We start from the raw sequence: 15,355 nt of genomic DNA, 5'->3' as shown, positions 1-15,355 counted from the left end.
ATCGATTTGGGAATTTTCGCCTTTGATTTGGATAAGGGTAGAATAATATTTTTCTTTGCACTCCGATTCAGAAAAGATAGGAAAATTCAACACAGAGAGGTGTCCGAGTGGTTGAAGGAGCACGCCTGGAAAGTGTGTATACCCCTAAAGGGTATCGAGGGTTCGAATCCCTTCCTCTCTGCCAAAAGCCAACTTTAGAAATAGAGTTGGCTTTATTTTTTTCCATTTCAGAATAAATTGACGGGAAGAGATGAGAACCCTCGGGTCTGAAATCGACCACGTGGAGATTCGCGATAGGTAGCACGGAATGAGTAAGGGCAGGGGTAATCTCTTGGGATTTGCGTTCAAGCTAACTTTAGCATTGGAGTGGTTTTTTTTTGGAAATTTTGAAAATGAAGAATTTCAAGGGTCCGGGAGCTAACTCAAGCCGTTGGTTCTTGTCTTTTCGCGGACCAAAGCTCTTTTTTGGGTGGCTTATCAAAGGATTTATTCTTACTTTGACTTTCATCCCATTTGATTTTTCCCATGAAAACCCAAAATCTTACTTTTCCCAATGCCAAAGGCCAGCAACTTGCTGCTAAGATGTACCTGCCTTTGGATGAAAATCCAAGGTACTTTGCCCTCTTTGCGCATTGTTTCACCTGTTCCAAAAACTTCAAGGCAGTTAGCACAATTTCTGATACCCTGAGTCAGTTGGGTGTAGCGGTATTGAGCTTTGATTTCACGGGTCTGGGCAATTCGGAAGGGGATTTTTCCACTTCGGGTTTTTCCTCCAATGTTTCGGATTTGGTTTACGCCTCCCGATTTCTCGAGGAGCACTACGAAGCCCCCAAATTAATGATCGGGCATTCCTTGGGAGGAGCTGCGGTGGTATTTGCGGCGGCACAACTGGATACAGTGGAAGCATTGGTGACCATCGGTGCCCCTTCGAGTCCGGAGCATGTCAAACACTTGTTTTCGGAAGAGCTGGATGAAATTGAAGAAAAAGGGAAGGCCAAAGTAACCATTGGCGGCAGGCCTTTTGAGCTAAGCCAGGAGTTTGTGGATGATTTGGAGTCTCAAAATCTCCAGGAAGTGCTTCATACTATGAGAAAGGCATTGCTGATACTCCACTCTCCCCAGGATTTGATTGTAGAGATTGCCAATGCCGCCGAACTATATCAGGCTGCCCACCATCCGAAGAGCTTTGTTTCACTGAATGGGGCTGACCACCTGCTTTCCGATCCGGAAGAAAGCAGCTATGCAGCTGAAGTGATCAGTGCCTGGTCCAAAAAGTATCTTCCCACCTTTCGGTCAGAGAATGACGTCAAAGGGCATCAGGTCAAAGTAAGGCTTGCAGGAGACAACTATACCACCGAGGTGTTGACCCCATTTCATCACCTGATTGCCGACGAACCGGAATCTGTAGGCGGGAAAAATCTCGGTCCCACACCCTATGATCTGCTGATGGCTTCCTTGGGGACTTGCACCGCGATGACTTTGAAAATGTATTCAGAGAGGAAAGGTTGGAATTGGGAAGAGGTGGTCGTCTACCTCAACCATGAAAAAGTGCATCAGGAAGACAGCGCAGGGGTTGGAAAAAACAAGGGAGGGAAGATTTCAAAGTTTACCCGCTGGATAGAAATCCGTGCCAAGGACCTCACCCAAGAGATGAGGGAAAAGGCATTGGAGATAGCCGATAAATGCCCGGTTCATAAAACCCTCCACGAACCGATAGAGGTAGAGACCCAATTGAAAGAGACTGAATCTAAATCTTGAGAGTTTTAAAAAGGGGTTGTTTTCCCCTTTACTGATGTTCAGAAATCCATAATAATCATCGTTTAAATCAAAAAGAATGAAAGCCAGCTGGAATGGAAAGGTGATCGCAGAAAGTGATCAAACTCTAGTCATTGAAGGAAATCATTATTTTCCTCCGAATTCAGTCAATAAAGAATACCTGACGGCCTCCGATACGCACACCGTTTGTCCATGGAAGGGAACCGCCTCTTATTATACTATCGAGGTAGACGGGAAGATTAATCCCGATGCGGCGTGGTATTATCCCGAACCGAAACCTGCAGCCTTCCCGATCAAAGGTTATTTGGCATTTTGGAAAGGAGTAGAAGTTCATCACTGAGTCAAATTAAGCGTGTTAAATGCTGAAAGCGATTGCTTCCTCTCCTTTTTTGCTTAGGCTGACCTTTGGTGTCTTAGCCTTGTTTTTGATTTTGGCTCTTTTTTTTGGTGATGGCTTAGCCGAGCTGCTTGCCAAGTTTACCCTGACGATTTTGGGATATTTTGGTGGGTATTATTTGTTTCTGGGTTTTGCCTCGGTAGTGGTCCTGATCATGCTCGCGGTTTTGCCCACCGGAAAAATCAAATTAGGCTCAGGACCACCAGAGTTTAGCTGGTGGTCATGGTTGGCGATGTTGTACAGTACCGGAATGGGAGGAGGCTTGATTTTAAGGGCTGTTCAGGAGCCTGTTTATTTTTTTCAGGATCCGCCTAGGGCTGCAGATGTAGATGCAAAAACATTCGCGTTGGAGTATACCTTTTTTCATTGGGGACTTACCCCTTGGGCCTTTTATGGATTGATGGCTTTGGTGGTTTCCTTTAATCTTTATATCAAAAAGGGCTCTTCCCTAAGTTCCGAATCTTTGCTTGGCAGGGGTCGCCATCGGCTTTGGGCAGGAATCATTGATTTGTTTATTCTGCTCTGCACGCTATTTGGTGTGGTCGCAGGAGTAGGACTGGGCAGTAGGCAGTTGATGGAGGCCATTCGGTATTGGACAGGCTGGGATTTTCTGCCTGCCCAAGTCATTATTCCCTTATTTTTCATTTGTTTTTTGGCGACTCTTTCGGCTTTTCTGGGGGTAAGGAAGGGGATTCGTTTGATTTCCAACCTGAATATGGCCGGGGCATCCCTATTGATGGTTTTTGCCTGGACCTTGGGAAGCTTTTGGGAGATAATCGAAAGTCTGGGATTGGGGCTATTCACTTATCTGGGAGACTTTGTTTCCCTGAGTCTCAATCTTGGAAAAGCGCAGGTCGGGGATCAGTTTCTGAAAGACTGGACCTATTTCTATTGGGCTTTTTGGCTTTCTTGGGCCCCGTTTACCGGGGTTTTTATTGCGAGAATCTCCAAGGGAAGAACTATCCGGGAATTGGTGTCGGGAGCCCTCCTAATTCCGGCCTTGGGCACTTTTCTTTGGTTTTCGGTTTTTGGTACCCGGTCTTTTGGTCTAATCGAGGCAGGTCAAGTTTCCCCTGAGGCTTTTTCCTCCATTTACAGTTCAATTCTGATTTTCTTCTCGCATTTCTCCTTTTCGCCTATCAGCAATCTGGTGGTAACTGTCTTGGTTGCCACCTTTTTGATTACGTCTATTGACTCCGCCATTTTCGTCCTAAGTATATTTTCCGACCAGGGAAAAGCAGAGCCCAATTCGCGAATTCGGGTATTCTGGGGAGTAAGCATTTTCATTTTCACCGCCATCTTGATTTGGGTGGGAAAGGAAGGCCTGCTTGAGTCTGTCAGTAATTTATTGATCCTTTTTGCCCTGCCTTTCAGCCTGATTTTTATCTTGCTGATAGGACAGTTTATTCGTTATCAAATCAACTCTACCCTAAGATGAACTCAATTGAAGCCCTTTTGGCCAAATTTATTTCTACCAGAAAAAAGACCGAGGAAATATGTGCCCCCTTGGAAGTGGAGGATTACGTACCACAACCAATCGCGGACGTATCTCCTCCGAAGTGGCACTTGGGACATACGACTTGGTTTTTCGAACAGTTTGTTCTGTTGCCATTTGACCCGGGCTATCGTGTGTTTTCAGAAGATTTTGCCTATTTGTTCAATAGCTATTACAATCATGCCGGTAATCGGGTTCTTCGTCCCAATCGGGGATTGATGAGTAGACCGCCCGTGAGAGAGGTGATGGCCTATCGGTCCCATGTCACAGAGCGCCTGTCCCTGTGGTTGGAAAAAGGAGATTTTGAACAGGAGGCGGAAGAAAGAGTGGTTTTAGGAATCTACCACGAAGAGCAACATCAGGAGCTTTTGGTCTACGACATGAAGTATATTCTGGGAAATCAACCTACTTTTCCAGTTTATGGAGAGGGCTTTAGAACCAAACCGGTTTCCGAAGGTCAATTTAGTAAAGTCAGTTCGGGAGTCTTTGAAATTGGATTTGAAGGAGAAGGATTTTGTTACGATAATGAGTTGGGCAGACATCGGGTATTCTTGGAGGAATTTGAAATTTCCGAAAGCTTGGTGAGCAACGGGGAGTATTTGGAGTTTATTCAGGCCGGCGGGTACCTTAATTTTGATCCTTGGCTAGATGAGGGTTGGAGTTTTATCCAAAAGGAACAAATCCGTGCGCCTTTGTACTGGCATGAGGTCGAGGGAGAGTGGTGGAACTACACGCTTCGGGGATTTGAAAAAGTGGACTGGAATCTTCCCGTGCAGCACATCAGCTATTATGAGGCTCAGGCTTTTGCTTCGTGGAAGGGATTCAGACTTCCCACGGAGTTTGAGTGGGAAGTAGCTGCAAAGCAATTCGATTGGGGGCAGCTTTGGGAATGGACAGGAAGTTCCTATTTACCTTATCCCGGATTTAAGAAAGCTCCCGGAGCTTTGGGAGAGTACAATGGCAAATTTATGGTCAGTCAGCAGGTCTTAAGGGGAGGCTCCGTGGCCACTCCTCAAGGACATTCTCGTCCTACCTATCGGAATTTTTTCCATCCTTCCTCCCGGTGGATTTTTTCAGGAATTCGCTTAGCCAAATAAATAATTATGAATGATTTTAAAAAGGAGGTTTTGGAGGGCCTAAGCAAAAAAAACAAAAGTCTTTCTTCCAAATATTTCTACGACTCGGAGGGTTCAAGGATTTTTCAGGAAATCATGGATATGCCGGAATATTACCTACCCAAGGCAGAAATGGAGATCATTCGGAATCAGTCTGAATACATTGCTGAAAAAATCAGGAAAAAGGAACTGGATGTGATCGAACTTGGGGCTGGAGATGGTCGGAAAACGGTCCATTTTCTTGAAGTATTAAGCTCAAAAGTTACCCAGTTGACTTATTTTCCTTTGGATATAGATGAGAGCATCCTAAGGGAAAATGAAAACCTTGTCAATAATCAAGTACCTACAATTCGGGTCAAGCCAATGAAGGGGGATTATTTCCTGACGCTTTCTCAAATCAGGCAAAGAAATATTCCAAGGGTGATTTTGTTCGCAGGGAGCAACATAGGGAATTTTCCTGATTCCAAGGCTTCCGAGTTTTTGGAGATGATCAAAAAAGAAATGAAGCCGGGGGATTATTTCTTGCTGGGAGCAGATCTGAAAAAGCACCCAAAGATGATATTGGATGCCTACAGCGATGCGAAAGGAATTACCGCTAGGTTTAACCTCAATTTACTCAAAAGGATCAACAGAGAACTGTCTGCGGATTTTGACCTATCAGCCTTTGAGCATTATGCCACTTATCATCCCATGACGGGTGCAGCCGAAAGTTTTTTAGTCAGTTTGAAAAAACAGACGGTAACAATCGGGACGGAAAAAATTGAATTTGGACTCCATGAAGTAATCAAGACTGAGATCTCACAAAAGTATGATCAAGAAAAGTTGATAGATTTGGCAGAAGGCTCGGGATTGAAATGGGATTCTGCCTATTCGGACACCCAATCCTTATTTTCTTGGGTTTTATTTAAGCGGTAATTGGCCGATTAGTACATGTATATCAGTTGATTAAAACTTTTGTTGGGGGTGTAGTGGGAATTTGAATAAGTCAAAAAAGTTCCAAAGCGAAGAAAATAACTTAATTTGAGGAAGAAAGTGATGAAATTATCATCCTGCAGAGTAATCTATTGGTCCTGTTTACTTTGTGATAATTGCGTGAAGGTGAATTGGCCAAATCTTCACCCATTCATGTAAAAATTGCCTCGATTTGGATTTAAACAGCCGATTCTTTCAAAAAAGTTAAAAGAGTCGCTTGTTTTTTGAATTTAAAAAATGATAACTTTAAAACTCGATTTTAATCTGGAAACCATTTAACCTTTATCAAAAGTCTATTTAAAAATCACATTATGAGAAAGTTAATCGCTTTGTTCATGCTTGCAGGGATTCTATTTGTTCCTGTTTTCGCTAACGCACAAGAAGCTTCAGCAGATTCTGCTGCCGCAGAAGCTACCCCAGCAGTACAAACCCCTGCTGCATCTCCAACCATGGTGGACGATGAGATCGTCGCTGAGGAGCAAAGCTTCCACCAGGTCATCAAAGAGAAGTTTATCGAAGGTGATCCGTTCTACATGACTCCGGTATTGATCTGTTTGATCTTGGGTCTTGCCATCGCATTGGAAAGAATCATCACTTTGAACCTTTCTACAACCAACACCAAGAAGTTGATCTCCAAAGTGGAGGATGCACTTTCTTCCGGTGGTATTGAGGCAGCAAAAGACGTGACCAGAAACACCAAAGGTCCAGTGGCTTCAATTTTTACCCAAGGATTGATGAGATATTCCGAAGGAATTGAGATGGTCGAAAAGTCCATCATTGCATACGGTTCTGTCGAAATGGGCAGATTGGAAAAAGGTCTTGTTTGGATTTCTCTTTTCATCTCTCTTGCGCCGATGTTGGGTTTCATGGGTACGGTAATCGGTATGATCTTCGCCTTCGATACCATCGAGGCAGCTGGTGATATCTCTCCATCCATCGTAGCAGGTGGTATCAAAATCGCTCTCTTGACCACGGTAGCGGGTTTGATTGTAGCTATCATTCTTCAGTTGTTCTACAACTACTTGGTTGCTAAAATTGATTCTTTGGTTAATGACATGGAAGATGCTTCTATCTCATTGGTAGATGTACTGGTGAAGCACAAATTGACTGGCAAGTAATCTTTGCTTTCTGTTTGTCTTAATTCTATTCTTAATTAACTAAAGAAAATAGTATGGATTCTTTTGATATTATGCTCTATGTGAGCTATGCTTTGGTAGGATTAGGAGCCTTGGTTTCTATCGCCTTACCATTGATAAAGTCACTGGACAATCCCAAGGCCCTGTTGAAAACAGGACTTGGTATCGTAGTAATCTTGGTTTTGTTCTTCATCAGTTATTCTATTTCCACTAATGAAGTACTGCCAAAGTTTGAAGGTGAGCCGTTTAACCTTACTCCGGGTCTGTCCCAAATGGTTGGTGGCTTATTGATTACAACATACATCCTCACTATTGTTACAGTGGTGGGAATTGTTGTTACTGAATTTAACAAAGCAATCAAGTAATTATGGCTAGGAAGAGAGGAAGAATGAGTCAGGAGGTAAACTCAGGATCTATGGCGGATATCGCTTTCCTGTTGTTGATCTTCTTTCTTGTGACCACAACTATCGCTTCTGACAAGGGTATTTTGAATATCCTTCCTCCGAAGTTAGATCCTAACGTTCCGCCGCCTGACATTAAGAAAAACGAAAGAAATATCTTTAACATTCTGGTCAATGCCAATGACGATTTGCTTGTAGAAGGCGAATACAGAAGAAGAGCAGAAGGCTTGGATAAAGATATCAAAGAGTTTGTTTTGAATTTTGGCGCGCCGAATGAGGATGCCGTAGCTCTGTTTAATTCCTTGCCGGCTTCTTTGCAGGCTCAGGCTTTAAGAAGACCAGAATCTTCAGATCATCCTGGAGAGGCAGTGGTATCTATCAAAACCAACAGAGGTACAAGCTATGATGTCTTCTTGGAGGTTTTTGACCTAGCCAAGAAAGCATATTTCGAAATCTACGGAGAAAGAGTGGGATTGACCGCTGATGAATACCGAGCATTGACCGGAGATGATGAGGCTTCCAGAGCCCTTCAGGATCGTGGAAAAGCCGGGATCCCAATGGCGATCTCTATTGCAGAACCTGATAAAATAGGAGGAAATTGATATGTCAAAGTTCAAGAAAAAAACCAATACAGCGACAAGCATTCCTACCTCAGCCTTGCCTGATATTATCTTTATGCTTCTGTTCTTCTTCATGGTGACTACCGTGTTGAGAGAGCAGACTATCCTGGTAGAGCAGAAGATCCCTCAGGCTACTCAGCTGCAGAAGCTTCAGAAAAAAACGTTGATTTCCTATATCTACATCGGAAAGCCTAAAAACCCTTCACTCTATGGTTCAGAGCCAAGAGTCCAGGCTAATGATGTGTTGATCACCTCACCTGATATCGTGCAGTGGGTCAATCAAGAAAGAGATATGCTTCCTGAAGCAGATCGAGGCCTGATCACCATCTCTCTCAAAGTAGACAAAGAAGTGAAGATGGGTCCTATCTCTGACGTTCAGACCGAATTGAGAAATGCTGATGCCAGACGGGTGCTTTATGCCTCTACTGGTAAGATTTATGAAGATTAACTAATCGAATTCTTATATTTAAAGCCATCCTGCTCGTTCCGGATGGCTTTTTTGTTGCACAATGAAAATAAAACTTACCAATAAGTCCAAGGTGCAGGGTGCTTGGGCCATGTATGACTGGGCAAACTCTGTTTATAGCCTGGTAATCACCTCTACCATCTTTCCTGTGTATTATAACAGTGTCACCCAAGGAGTGGATGGATCTGACCGAGTTCAATTTTTTGGATGGGAAGTGGTAAATACGGTGCTATACTCTTACTCTATTTCTTTTTCCTATTTTGTAATTGCCCTGTTTTCTCCCCTTCTTTCGGGAATAGCTGATGCATCTGGCAAAAAGCTTCTCTTCATGAAACTCTTTGCCTATTTGGGCTCTATTTCCTGTGTAGGCTTATTTTTCTTTGACGGTAGTAATTTGGAATTTGGGATTTTCTGCAGTGTGATGGCAAGTATTGGCTATGCAGGTAGTATTGTGTTTTATAATGCTTATCTGCCAGAAATAGCCGATGAATCAGAATATGATTTCCTAAGTGCAAGAGGCTTTGCCTTAGGCTATATTGGCAGTGTGATTCTATTGGTGCTCAATCTGCTCATGATCCAGTTTCCTGAGATGTTTGGCTTGTCGGAAGGCAGTCTTCCTGCCCGCCTATCGTTTTTGATCACAGGGCTTTGGTGGGCAGGTTTTTCTCAGATTCCCTTTCGGTTCTTGCCAAACAATCCCTACAAAAAGAAAATTGAGCGTCAGCTTTTTCTAAAAGGGTATCAGGAAATCAGGGCTGTTTGGCAAAGAGTGAAGCAAATCCCGGTAATGAAAAAATATCTGGCTTCCTTCTTCTTTTATTCCATGGGTGTACAAACGGTCATGTATCTCGCAGCCTCCTTTGGGGATAAAGAATTGGGTATGCCCGGGGACCAGTTGATCTTGACGGTATTGATTATTCAGTTTGTTGCCATTATTGGAAGCTATTTATTTGCTTGGGTATCCAAGAAATTTGGGAATAAGATCAGCTTGATGATCATGGTTTTGATCTGGATAGGAATATGCGGTGCCGCTTATTATGTGTATTCTGTATATGAGTTTTATGCCCTCGCCTTTGTAGTTGGGATGGTCATGGGGGGTATTCAATCCCTTTCCCGATCGACTTATTCCAAGCTGATTCCCGAGGATACGACCGAGCATGCCTCGTTTTTCAGCTTTTATGATGTGACCGAAAAAATAGCCATTGTTCTGGGAACCTTCTCCTACGGTGCCATTGAACAATTGACTGGAAGTATGCGAAACTCTGCGGCTTCTTTGGGAATCTTTTTCCTGGTAGGCCTGGGATTTCTGCTTTTGGTGAGTATTCCCAAAACCTCCTTATCCCCAAAAACAAGCTAGTCCATGCTTAAGATTCTCTCTGGTGATCAGGTCAAAGAACTGGATCGAATCCACATCCAAAATGCCGGGATTTCCAGTCATGAATTGATGGAACGGGCAGCTTTGAGCTTTATCAGCTGGTGGAAATCCATGGAGTTTCCAAAAAATCTCCCTGTATTCGTATTCTGTGGAGCTGGAAATAATGGGGGAGATGGTTTTGCCATAGCGAGGCTTCTTTTCAAAGAGGGATGGGAGGTTCAGGTTTTTCGGTGTTTTGAAGAAGGAAGCGTCTTATCTGCAGATGCGCAGAAAAATTTGGATTGGGTTCCTGAAGGAGTTTTGATTTATGATTGGAAGGAATTTAATTCTTCAAGAGAAGGCCTTTTAATTGATTCTTTTCTGGGAGTTGGGTTAAAAAGCCCAATTAGGAATTCCGCTGTTCCAATTATTGAGTGCATGAATTCCTTTCCAGGAACCAAGATATCCATTGATCTTCCCAGTGGGCTGTTGGCCGATTCACCTACATTTGGTCCAAGGGTAAAAGCTGACTTTACAGTAACCTTTGCTTTCCCAAAACTGGCTTTGCTTTTTCCTGAAAATTCCTCCTTTTCCGGTAAAATGGTTTTGGCAGATATTGGAATCAGTGAATCGGAATACGCATCTTTCCCGACATCCTATTTTTTTCTACAGGAAAAAGATATCCTATCCAGACACCGTGTTTTTGGTCAATTTGCCCATAAAGGAGATTTTGGAAAAGTGGCGTTAGTTGCAGGCAGTAAAGGGAAGATGGGAGCGGCGATTTTGTGCTCAAAGGCTGCATTGAGGACTGGTTCCGGCTTAGTGACGGCTTTTGTACCTGAGGATGAAAGAGGAATCATCCAAAGCGCGGTTCCCGAAGTGATGTGTGAATTCGATGAAAACACGGATTGGAATAAATTTGATGCCTTGGGAGTAGGGCCTGCGATTGGCCTGGACAAAAAGGATTTGCTTCAAGATATCCTCAAGGCCTGTTCTAAGCCAATAGTCTTGGATGCTGATGCGATCACTTTGATAGCGTCAAATCAGGATCTGATTTCCTTAATTCCCAAAAACAGTATTTTGACTCCCCATCTCGGGGAATTGGAACGATTAATTGGCAAATCTACGGATCATCTTGACCGGCTGATGAAGGTCAAGGAATTTTGTATGAAATGGCAATTGAATTTGTTGATCAAAGGAGCTTATTCAGTACTTTCTTTGGTTGATGGACGGCAATTGTTCAACTCCTCAGGCACACAATACATGGCTACAGCAGGAGCTGGAGATGTGCTGACGGGAATGCTGACTTCTTTTTTGGGCCAAGGATACGCGCCTGAAAATGCCTTGATCTGTGGGGTCTATCATCACGGAAAAGCCGGTGAACTCGCCGGACAGCAGAACCGAAGATCCACGATCGCTTCTGATATTTCTGAAAATATAGGAAAGACTTATACGCTCTTAAATGTTTTGTGAAAAAATGAGAGCCGATCCAAACTTAATTTTTCCTGATGCGGTTTTGAACCCATAGATTTTTATGAACACCAAAGAAAAACCTCTGCTTTGGACTCTAGCAGTCATTAATTTCATACACATTGTTGATTTTATGATTCTCATGCCCCTGGGGCCTCAGTTGATGAGAATTTTTGAAATCGGTCCCAGTGAGTTTAGTCTGCTTGTCTCTTCCTACACCTTCAGCGCTGGGATTTCCAGTTTTTTGGGAGCATTTGTGCTTGATCGCTTTGATCGAAAAAAGATCCTTCTTTGGGTCTATGTTGGTTTTACGATTGGAACTTTAGGCTGTGCATTGTCACCAAACTACCCCATTTTGTTGGTAGCTAGAGTACTCAGTGGGGTTTTTGGAGGATTAACTTCAGCTTTGATTTTGGCCATTATTGGAGATGTGGTCCCGTATGAAAGAAGAGGCCGGGCCATGGGGTTGGTCATGTCTGCTTTTTCATTTGCTTCGGTGATGGGTGTCCCTATCGGATTGTTTTTGGCCAGTCTTTCGGACTGGCATATGCCATTTTATATTCTGACCGGACTTTCGTTTCTCAGTCTTGGAATGATTTTCAAGTACATTCCTTCTATTCGGGATCATATGGATCAAGAATTGGTCAAACCGACCCCTATGGAGGTGATTTCCCGAGTCACCAGTAATTCAAATCAAATGAAGGCTATCACGCTTTCTGTGATGATGATGTTTGGGCAGTTTATGATCATTCCCTTTCTTAGCCCATTCAATGTGGCCAATGTGGGATTTACCGAGATCCAACTGACCTATATTTACATTGCAGGGGGAGGATTTACGGTGTTTACTTCTCCTTGGGTGGGGAAGCTTTCGGATCGCCATGGCAAGCTAAAAGTGTTCACCATTTTCATGCTGCTCAATTTGATTCCTATCGGGGTGATTACCCATTTGGGCGTGACGCCGATTCCTTTCGTGCTGATGATTACTACGATGTTTTTTGTTACTTCAAATGGGCGGTATGTTCCAGCTGCTGCTATTATCACCGGCACAGCCAAGCCTGAAAACAGAGGGAGTTTCCTCAGTTTCAATTCGGCCGTGCAGCAGTTGGCAGCAGGACTTGCTTCGCTGATTGCAGGGCTGATTATTGGGGAAAATGCAGCCGGTCAGTTGACCAATTTTAATATTGTCGGGTATTTAGCTATCTTTTTCAGTGTGCTTTGCATCCCTTTGGCCCGGAGAGTTAAGGTAATCAGTTGACTTGGTGCGAGCACTTTCCTTGAATAGAAAAATTGACGAATCACGTATTAATCATTTCGGATTATACCAGAACCTATGAAATGGCTTATTCTCATTCTCGCTGGCTTGTTTGAAACAGCTTTTGCATTTTGCCTGGGCAAGGCTAAAATTTCAACTGGATTAACGCAATGGGGCTGGTATGGCGGATTTGCGGTCACCTTGATTATTTCCATGGTTTTGTTGATCAAGGCCACCCAAACTATACCGATTGGTACGGCTTATGCCGTTTGGACAGGAATCGGGGCTGTAGGCACAGTACTGGTAGGTATTTTTATATTCAAAGAGCCCGCCCATGCTTGGAGGATATTCTTTTTGATTACCTTAATTGGGTCCATTGCAGGACTGAAGATCGTCTCCGACTAATTTGGGAAGTGCTAGTGGGGTGAAGTCGTCTCTGCAATGGGAAAAATATTCTACTACAATTTGAAATGGCTCCAATTCAATCCACAACCTGCAAAGGTTGCCATACTCACCTCCAAGGCCCCTATTGCCATCGATGTGGAGAAAAGCGAATCGAGCCCAAAGACAAAAGGATTACTTTTTTCATTGAAGAGTTGATCTCTTCTTTGTTTGTGGCCGATGGGAAGTTTTTTAAAACCATGCGACTGCTTCTGACTAGGCCGGGAGAGCTCACCAAGAGCTTCGTGGACGGAGTGCGGAAAAAATACTTATCCCCGCTTCAGCTCTTTTTCTTTGCCAACCTGATTTATTTTCTTTTTCCCTTGATCTCTACCTTCAATACTTCGCTGGATATCCAAATGTACAATCTCCCCTACAGTGATTGGGTCAGGCCCGTAGTCGAAAACTATTTAGAACAGCACCCGGAAGATGCTACTTCTTTCAGGACATCCTATGAAGCCACCTCCAATTCGAATGGGAAACTACTTTTGATTTTGCTGGTTTTGTTGCAGGGCTTGTTTTTGAAGCTCCTTTTCCTTCGGGACCGAAGGTTTTACCTCATTGATTTCTTTGCGGGTTCTGCTTATTTCTATGGGTTTTACATTCTGGTCTTTCTGGTGGCATTTCCGAGCTTAATTAGTTTGGTCGACTGGATAGGGGATTTTCAATTCAACGGGTTTTTGAATGAGCTCACTCTTTCGGTTTTGTTTCTTGTAGGGATATTTACCTATCAGTTTTTCTTGATCAAAAAGGCTTATTCTACGGGTACTGCTGATGCTATTTGGAGAAGTGTATTGTTGGCAGCTTTCATTATTCCCAGCTTTACCATTTACCGATTTTTGCTATTCTGGGTCACTTTTTGGATGGCCACCTGAAAAAAATCCCCGACTTTCATCGGGGATTTCAGCATTAAAATTCAGCATTTCCTGGAGTCCTTGGGAAAGCAATCACGTCCCGTATATTTCCCATACCGGTGACAAACTGTACCATTCTCTCAAATCCCAAACCGAAGCCTGCATGAGGAGTAGATCCAAATCTGCGGGTATCCAAAAACCACCACATTTCCTCGATTGGAATTTGTAGCTCCTCCATTCGCTTCAGAAGCAAGTCCAGGCGCTCTTCCCGCTGTGAGCCACCGATGATCTCTCCGATTCCAGGGAAGAGAATATCCATAGCAGCCACGGTTTTGCCGTCTTCGTTTTGACGCATATAGAAGGACTTGATCTCCTTGGGATAGTCGGTCAGGATTACGGGCTTTTTGAAATGCTTCTCCACCAGGTATCGCTCATGTTCAGATTGCAGGTCGGCTCCCCATGACTCGATTAGGTATTGGAATTTCTTCTTTTTGTTGGGATTGGAGTTTCTCAGGATTTCGATTGCCTCCGTATAAGTGATTCGAACAAATTCATTTTCCACCACAAAACGAAGCTTGTCCATCAAGCCCATCTCAGACCGCTGGTCTGCCGGTTTGGATTTTTCTTCCTCCTCGAGTCTGGATTGCAAAAAGCTCAAATCCTCCCGGCAATGCTCCAAGGCGTAGCTGATCAGGTATTTGAGGAAATCTTCTGCTAAGTCGGCATTGTCCTCTGCATCGTAAAAAGCCATCTCCGGCTCAATCATCCAGAACTCGGCCAAATGCCTGGTGGTGTTGGAATTTTCCGCACGGAAAGTTGGCCCAAAGGTATAAATCTCCGAAAGAGCCATGGCGGCCAATTCCCCCTCCAGCTGACCGGATACGGTAAGATTGGCTTCCCGCTCGAAGAAATCCTGCTTGAAATCCACGGCTCCTTCCGGTGTGCGGGGAGGATTGGAGATGTCCAAGGTGGTGACTTTGAATGTCTCGCCAGCTCCTTCTGCATCAGAAGCCGTGATGATCGGCGTGTGGATGTAGAAAAAACCTTTGTCATTGAAATATTTGTGCACAGCAAAAGCCAAGGCATGACGCACCCGAAATACCGCGCTGAAGGTATTGGTCCTCATTCTCAAGTGGGCAATTTCCCGTAAAAACTCCAGAGAATGCTTCTTAGGCTGAAGGGGATACTTTTCAGGATCGGCTTCACCCAGTACTTCGATTGTTTTTGCATTCAGCTCGGAGTTTTGACCGGCACCCTGAGACTTCACTACTGTTCCGATGATTTTCAAGCAGGCCCCTGTGGTACATTTTTTCAAAATCTCCTCAGGGATCAGGTTTGGGTCGGCGACTACCTGATAGTTGGTGATCACAGAGCCATCATTGAGGGCAATGAAGGAGACATTTTTGTTACTTCTTTTGGTTCGAACCCAGCCCATCAGGGTGATTTCCTGTCCGATTGGGGTTTGTTCGAGTATGGTCTTGATTTTGACCCGCTTGTTGAATGCCATGGATGATTTTTTTTGGGAAAAATAGATTTCCTGCATGAATAAAATGGAATGCAAAAAAACGATTAAATCACGTTTTTATCAAAAAATTGCCTCTTTTTC

15 protein-coding genes and 1 tRNA gene are annotated in these 15,355 nt (G+C 43.8%); 15 read left to right on the top strand and 1 reads right to left on the bottom strand.

The genetic code is table 11. From position 1 onward, the window contains the following. Positions 1 to 93 precede the first annotated feature (93 nt). From AAA943_RS14760 to AAA943_RS14690, 15 genes are all read left to right on the top strand, one after another. A tRNA-Ser gene (locus AAA943_RS14760) sits at positions 94 to 184 on the top strand. 341 nt (positions 185 to 525) lie between these two features. Further along, positions 526 to 1,758: a bifunctional alpha/beta hydrolase/OsmC family protein gene (locus tag AAA943_RS14755; protein ID WP_338225038.1), complete on the top strand. Its 1,233-nt coding sequence runs from the start codon at positions 526 to 528 to the stop codon at positions 1,756 to 1,758. 76 nt (positions 1,759 to 1,834) lie between these two features. Then, positions 1,835 to 2,116, top strand: coding sequence for a DUF427 domain-containing protein (locus tag AAA943_RS14750; protein WP_338225037.1), 282 nt, complete (start codon positions 1,835 to 1,837; stop codon positions 2,114 to 2,116). A 19-nt stretch (positions 2,117 to 2,135) separates the two neighbouring features. Then, a complete protein-coding gene (locus AAA943_RS14745; protein WP_338225036.1) occupies positions 2,136 to 3,611 on the top strand; it encodes a BCCT family transporter in 1,476 nt (491 codons plus the stop codon). Further along, positions 3,608 to 4,765, top strand: coding sequence for an ergothioneine biosynthesis protein EgtB (egtB, locus tag AAA943_RS14740; protein ID WP_338225035.1), 1,158 nt, complete (start codon positions 3,608 to 3,610; stop codon positions 4,763 to 4,765). The genes AAA943_RS14745 and egtB overlap by 4 nt, the downstream gene beginning before the upstream one ends. Before the next feature lie 6 nt (positions 4,766 to 4,771). Continuing rightward, positions 4,772 to 5,698 (top strand): L-histidine N(alpha)-methyltransferase, encoded by a 927-nt coding sequence (gene egtD / locus AAA943_RS14735; protein ID WP_338225034.1) that lies wholly within the window; start codon positions 4,772 to 4,774, stop codon positions 5,696 to 5,698. 368 nt (positions 5,699 to 6,066) lie between these two features. Next, positions 6,067 to 6,873: a MotA/TolQ/ExbB proton channel family protein gene (locus AAA943_RS14730; RefSeq protein ID WP_338225033.1), complete on the top strand. Its 807-nt coding sequence runs from the start codon at positions 6,067 to 6,069 to the stop codon at positions 6,871 to 6,873. A 53-nt stretch (positions 6,874 to 6,926) separates the two neighbouring features. Then, positions 6,927 to 7,256 (top strand): hypothetical protein, encoded by a 330-nt coding sequence (locus AAA943_RS14725; RefSeq protein ID WP_338225032.1) that lies wholly within the window; start codon positions 6,927 to 6,929, stop codon positions 7,254 to 7,256. A 2-nt stretch (positions 7,257 to 7,258) separates the two neighbouring features. Further along, positions 7,259 to 7,894: an ExbD/TolR family protein gene (locus AAA943_RS14720; protein ID WP_338225031.1), complete on the top strand. Its 636-nt coding sequence runs from the start codon at positions 7,259 to 7,261 to the stop codon at positions 7,892 to 7,894. A 1-nt stretch (position 7,895) separates the two neighbouring features. Continuing rightward, entirely contained in the window at positions 7,896 to 8,360 is a 465-nt protein-coding gene (locus tag AAA943_RS14715; protein ID WP_338225029.1) for an ExbD/TolR family protein, read from the top strand. Positions 8,361 to 8,421: 61 nt separating this feature from the next. Beyond that, entirely contained in the window at positions 8,422 to 9,735 is a 1,314-nt protein-coding gene (locus AAA943_RS14710) for an MFS transporter (protein ID WP_338225028.1), read from the top strand. A 3-nt stretch (positions 9,736 to 9,738) separates the two neighbouring features. Beyond that, entirely contained in the window at positions 9,739 to 11,205 is a 1,467-nt protein-coding gene (locus AAA943_RS14705; protein WP_338225027.1) for an NAD(P)H-hydrate dehydratase, read from the top strand. Positions 11,206 to 11,266: 61 nt separating this feature from the next. Beyond that, positions 11,267 to 12,457, top strand: a complete 1,191-nt coding sequence (locus tag AAA943_RS14700; protein ID WP_338225026.1) for an MFS transporter — start codon at positions 11,267 to 11,269, stop codon at positions 12,455 to 12,457. Positions 12,458 to 12,532: 75 nt separating this feature from the next. Then, positions 12,533 to 12,859: a DMT family transporter gene (locus AAA943_RS14695; RefSeq protein ID WP_338225025.1), complete on the top strand. Its 327-nt coding sequence runs from the start codon at positions 12,533 to 12,535 to the stop codon at positions 12,857 to 12,859. 65 nt (positions 12,860 to 12,924) lie between these two features. Continuing rightward, on the top strand, positions 12,925 to 13,770 hold the full coding sequence (locus tag AAA943_RS14690) for a DUF3667 domain-containing protein (RefSeq protein WP_338225024.1): 846 nt from the start codon (positions 12,925 to 12,927) through the stop codon (positions 13,768 to 13,770). A gap of 34 nt (positions 13,771 to 13,804) precedes the next feature. On the opposite strand, the gene asnS is transcribed toward AAA943_RS14690, so the two are convergent. Beyond that, a complete protein-coding gene (gene asnS, locus AAA943_RS14685; protein WP_338225145.1) occupies positions 13,805 to 15,256 on the bottom strand; it encodes an asparagine--tRNA ligase in 1,452 nt (483 codons plus the stop codon). Between the last annotated feature and the right edge of the window lie 99 nt (positions 15,257 to 15,355).

Source organism: Algoriphagus confluentis (assembly GCF_036245625.1).
GTDB lineage: Bacteria > Bacteroidota > Bacteroidia > Cytophagales > Cyclobacteriaceae > Algoriphagus > Algoriphagus confluentis.
This window is presented reverse-complemented; position numbering and strand designations above follow the sequence as displayed.

Excerpts from the sequence above, each read along its gene's own strand:
- AAA943_RS14755 (WP_338225038.1), top strand. The coding sequence starts at position 526 with ATGAAAACCCAAAATCTTACTTTTCCCAATGCCAAAGGCCAGCAACTT.
- AAA943_RS14750 (WP_338225037.1), top strand. The coding sequence starts at position 1,835 with ATGAAAGCCAGCTGGAATGGAAAGGTGATCGCAGAAAGTGATCAAACT.
- AAA943_RS14745 (WP_338225036.1), top strand. The coding sequence starts at position 2,136 with ATGCTGAAAGCGATTGCTTCCTCTCCTTTTTTGCTTAGGCTGACCTTT.
- egtB (WP_338225035.1), top strand. The coding sequence starts at position 3,608 with ATGAACTCAATTGAAGCCCTTTTGGCCAAATTTATTTCTACCAGAAAA.
- egtD (WP_338225034.1), top strand. The coding sequence starts at position 4,772 with ATGAATGATTTTAAAAAGGAGGTTTTGGAGGGCCTAAGCAAAAAAAAC.
- AAA943_RS14730 (WP_338225033.1), top strand. The coding sequence starts at position 6,067 with ATGAGAAAGTTAATCGCTTTGTTCATGCTTGCAGGGATTCTATTTGTT.
- AAA943_RS14725 (WP_338225032.1), top strand. The coding sequence starts at position 6,927 with ATGGATTCTTTTGATATTATGCTCTATGTGAGCTATGCTTTGGTAGGA.
- AAA943_RS14720 (WP_338225031.1), top strand. The coding sequence starts at position 7,259 with ATGGCTAGGAAGAGAGGAAGAATGAGTCAGGAGGTAAACTCAGGATCT.
- AAA943_RS14715 (WP_338225029.1), top strand. The coding sequence starts at position 7,896 with ATGTCAAAGTTCAAGAAAAAAACCAATACAGCGACAAGCATTCCTACC.
- AAA943_RS14710 (WP_338225028.1), top strand. The coding sequence starts at position 8,422 with ATGAAAATAAAACTTACCAATAAGTCCAAGGTGCAGGGTGCTTGGGCC.
- AAA943_RS14705 (WP_338225027.1), top strand. The coding sequence starts at position 9,739 with ATGCTTAAGATTCTCTCTGGTGATCAGGTCAAAGAACTGGATCGAATC.
- AAA943_RS14700 (WP_338225026.1), top strand. The coding sequence starts at position 11,267 with ATGAACACCAAAGAAAAACCTCTGCTTTGGACTCTAGCAGTCATTAAT.
- AAA943_RS14695 (WP_338225025.1), top strand. The coding sequence starts at position 12,533 with ATGAAATGGCTTATTCTCATTCTCGCTGGCTTGTTTGAAACAGCTTTT.
- AAA943_RS14690 (WP_338225024.1), top strand. The coding sequence starts at position 12,925 with ATGGCTCCAATTCAATCCACAACCTGCAAAGGTTGCCATACTCACCTC.
- asnS (WP_338225145.1), bottom strand. The coding sequence starts at position 15,256 with ATGGCATTCAACAAGCGGGTCAAAATCAAGACCATACTCGAACAAACC.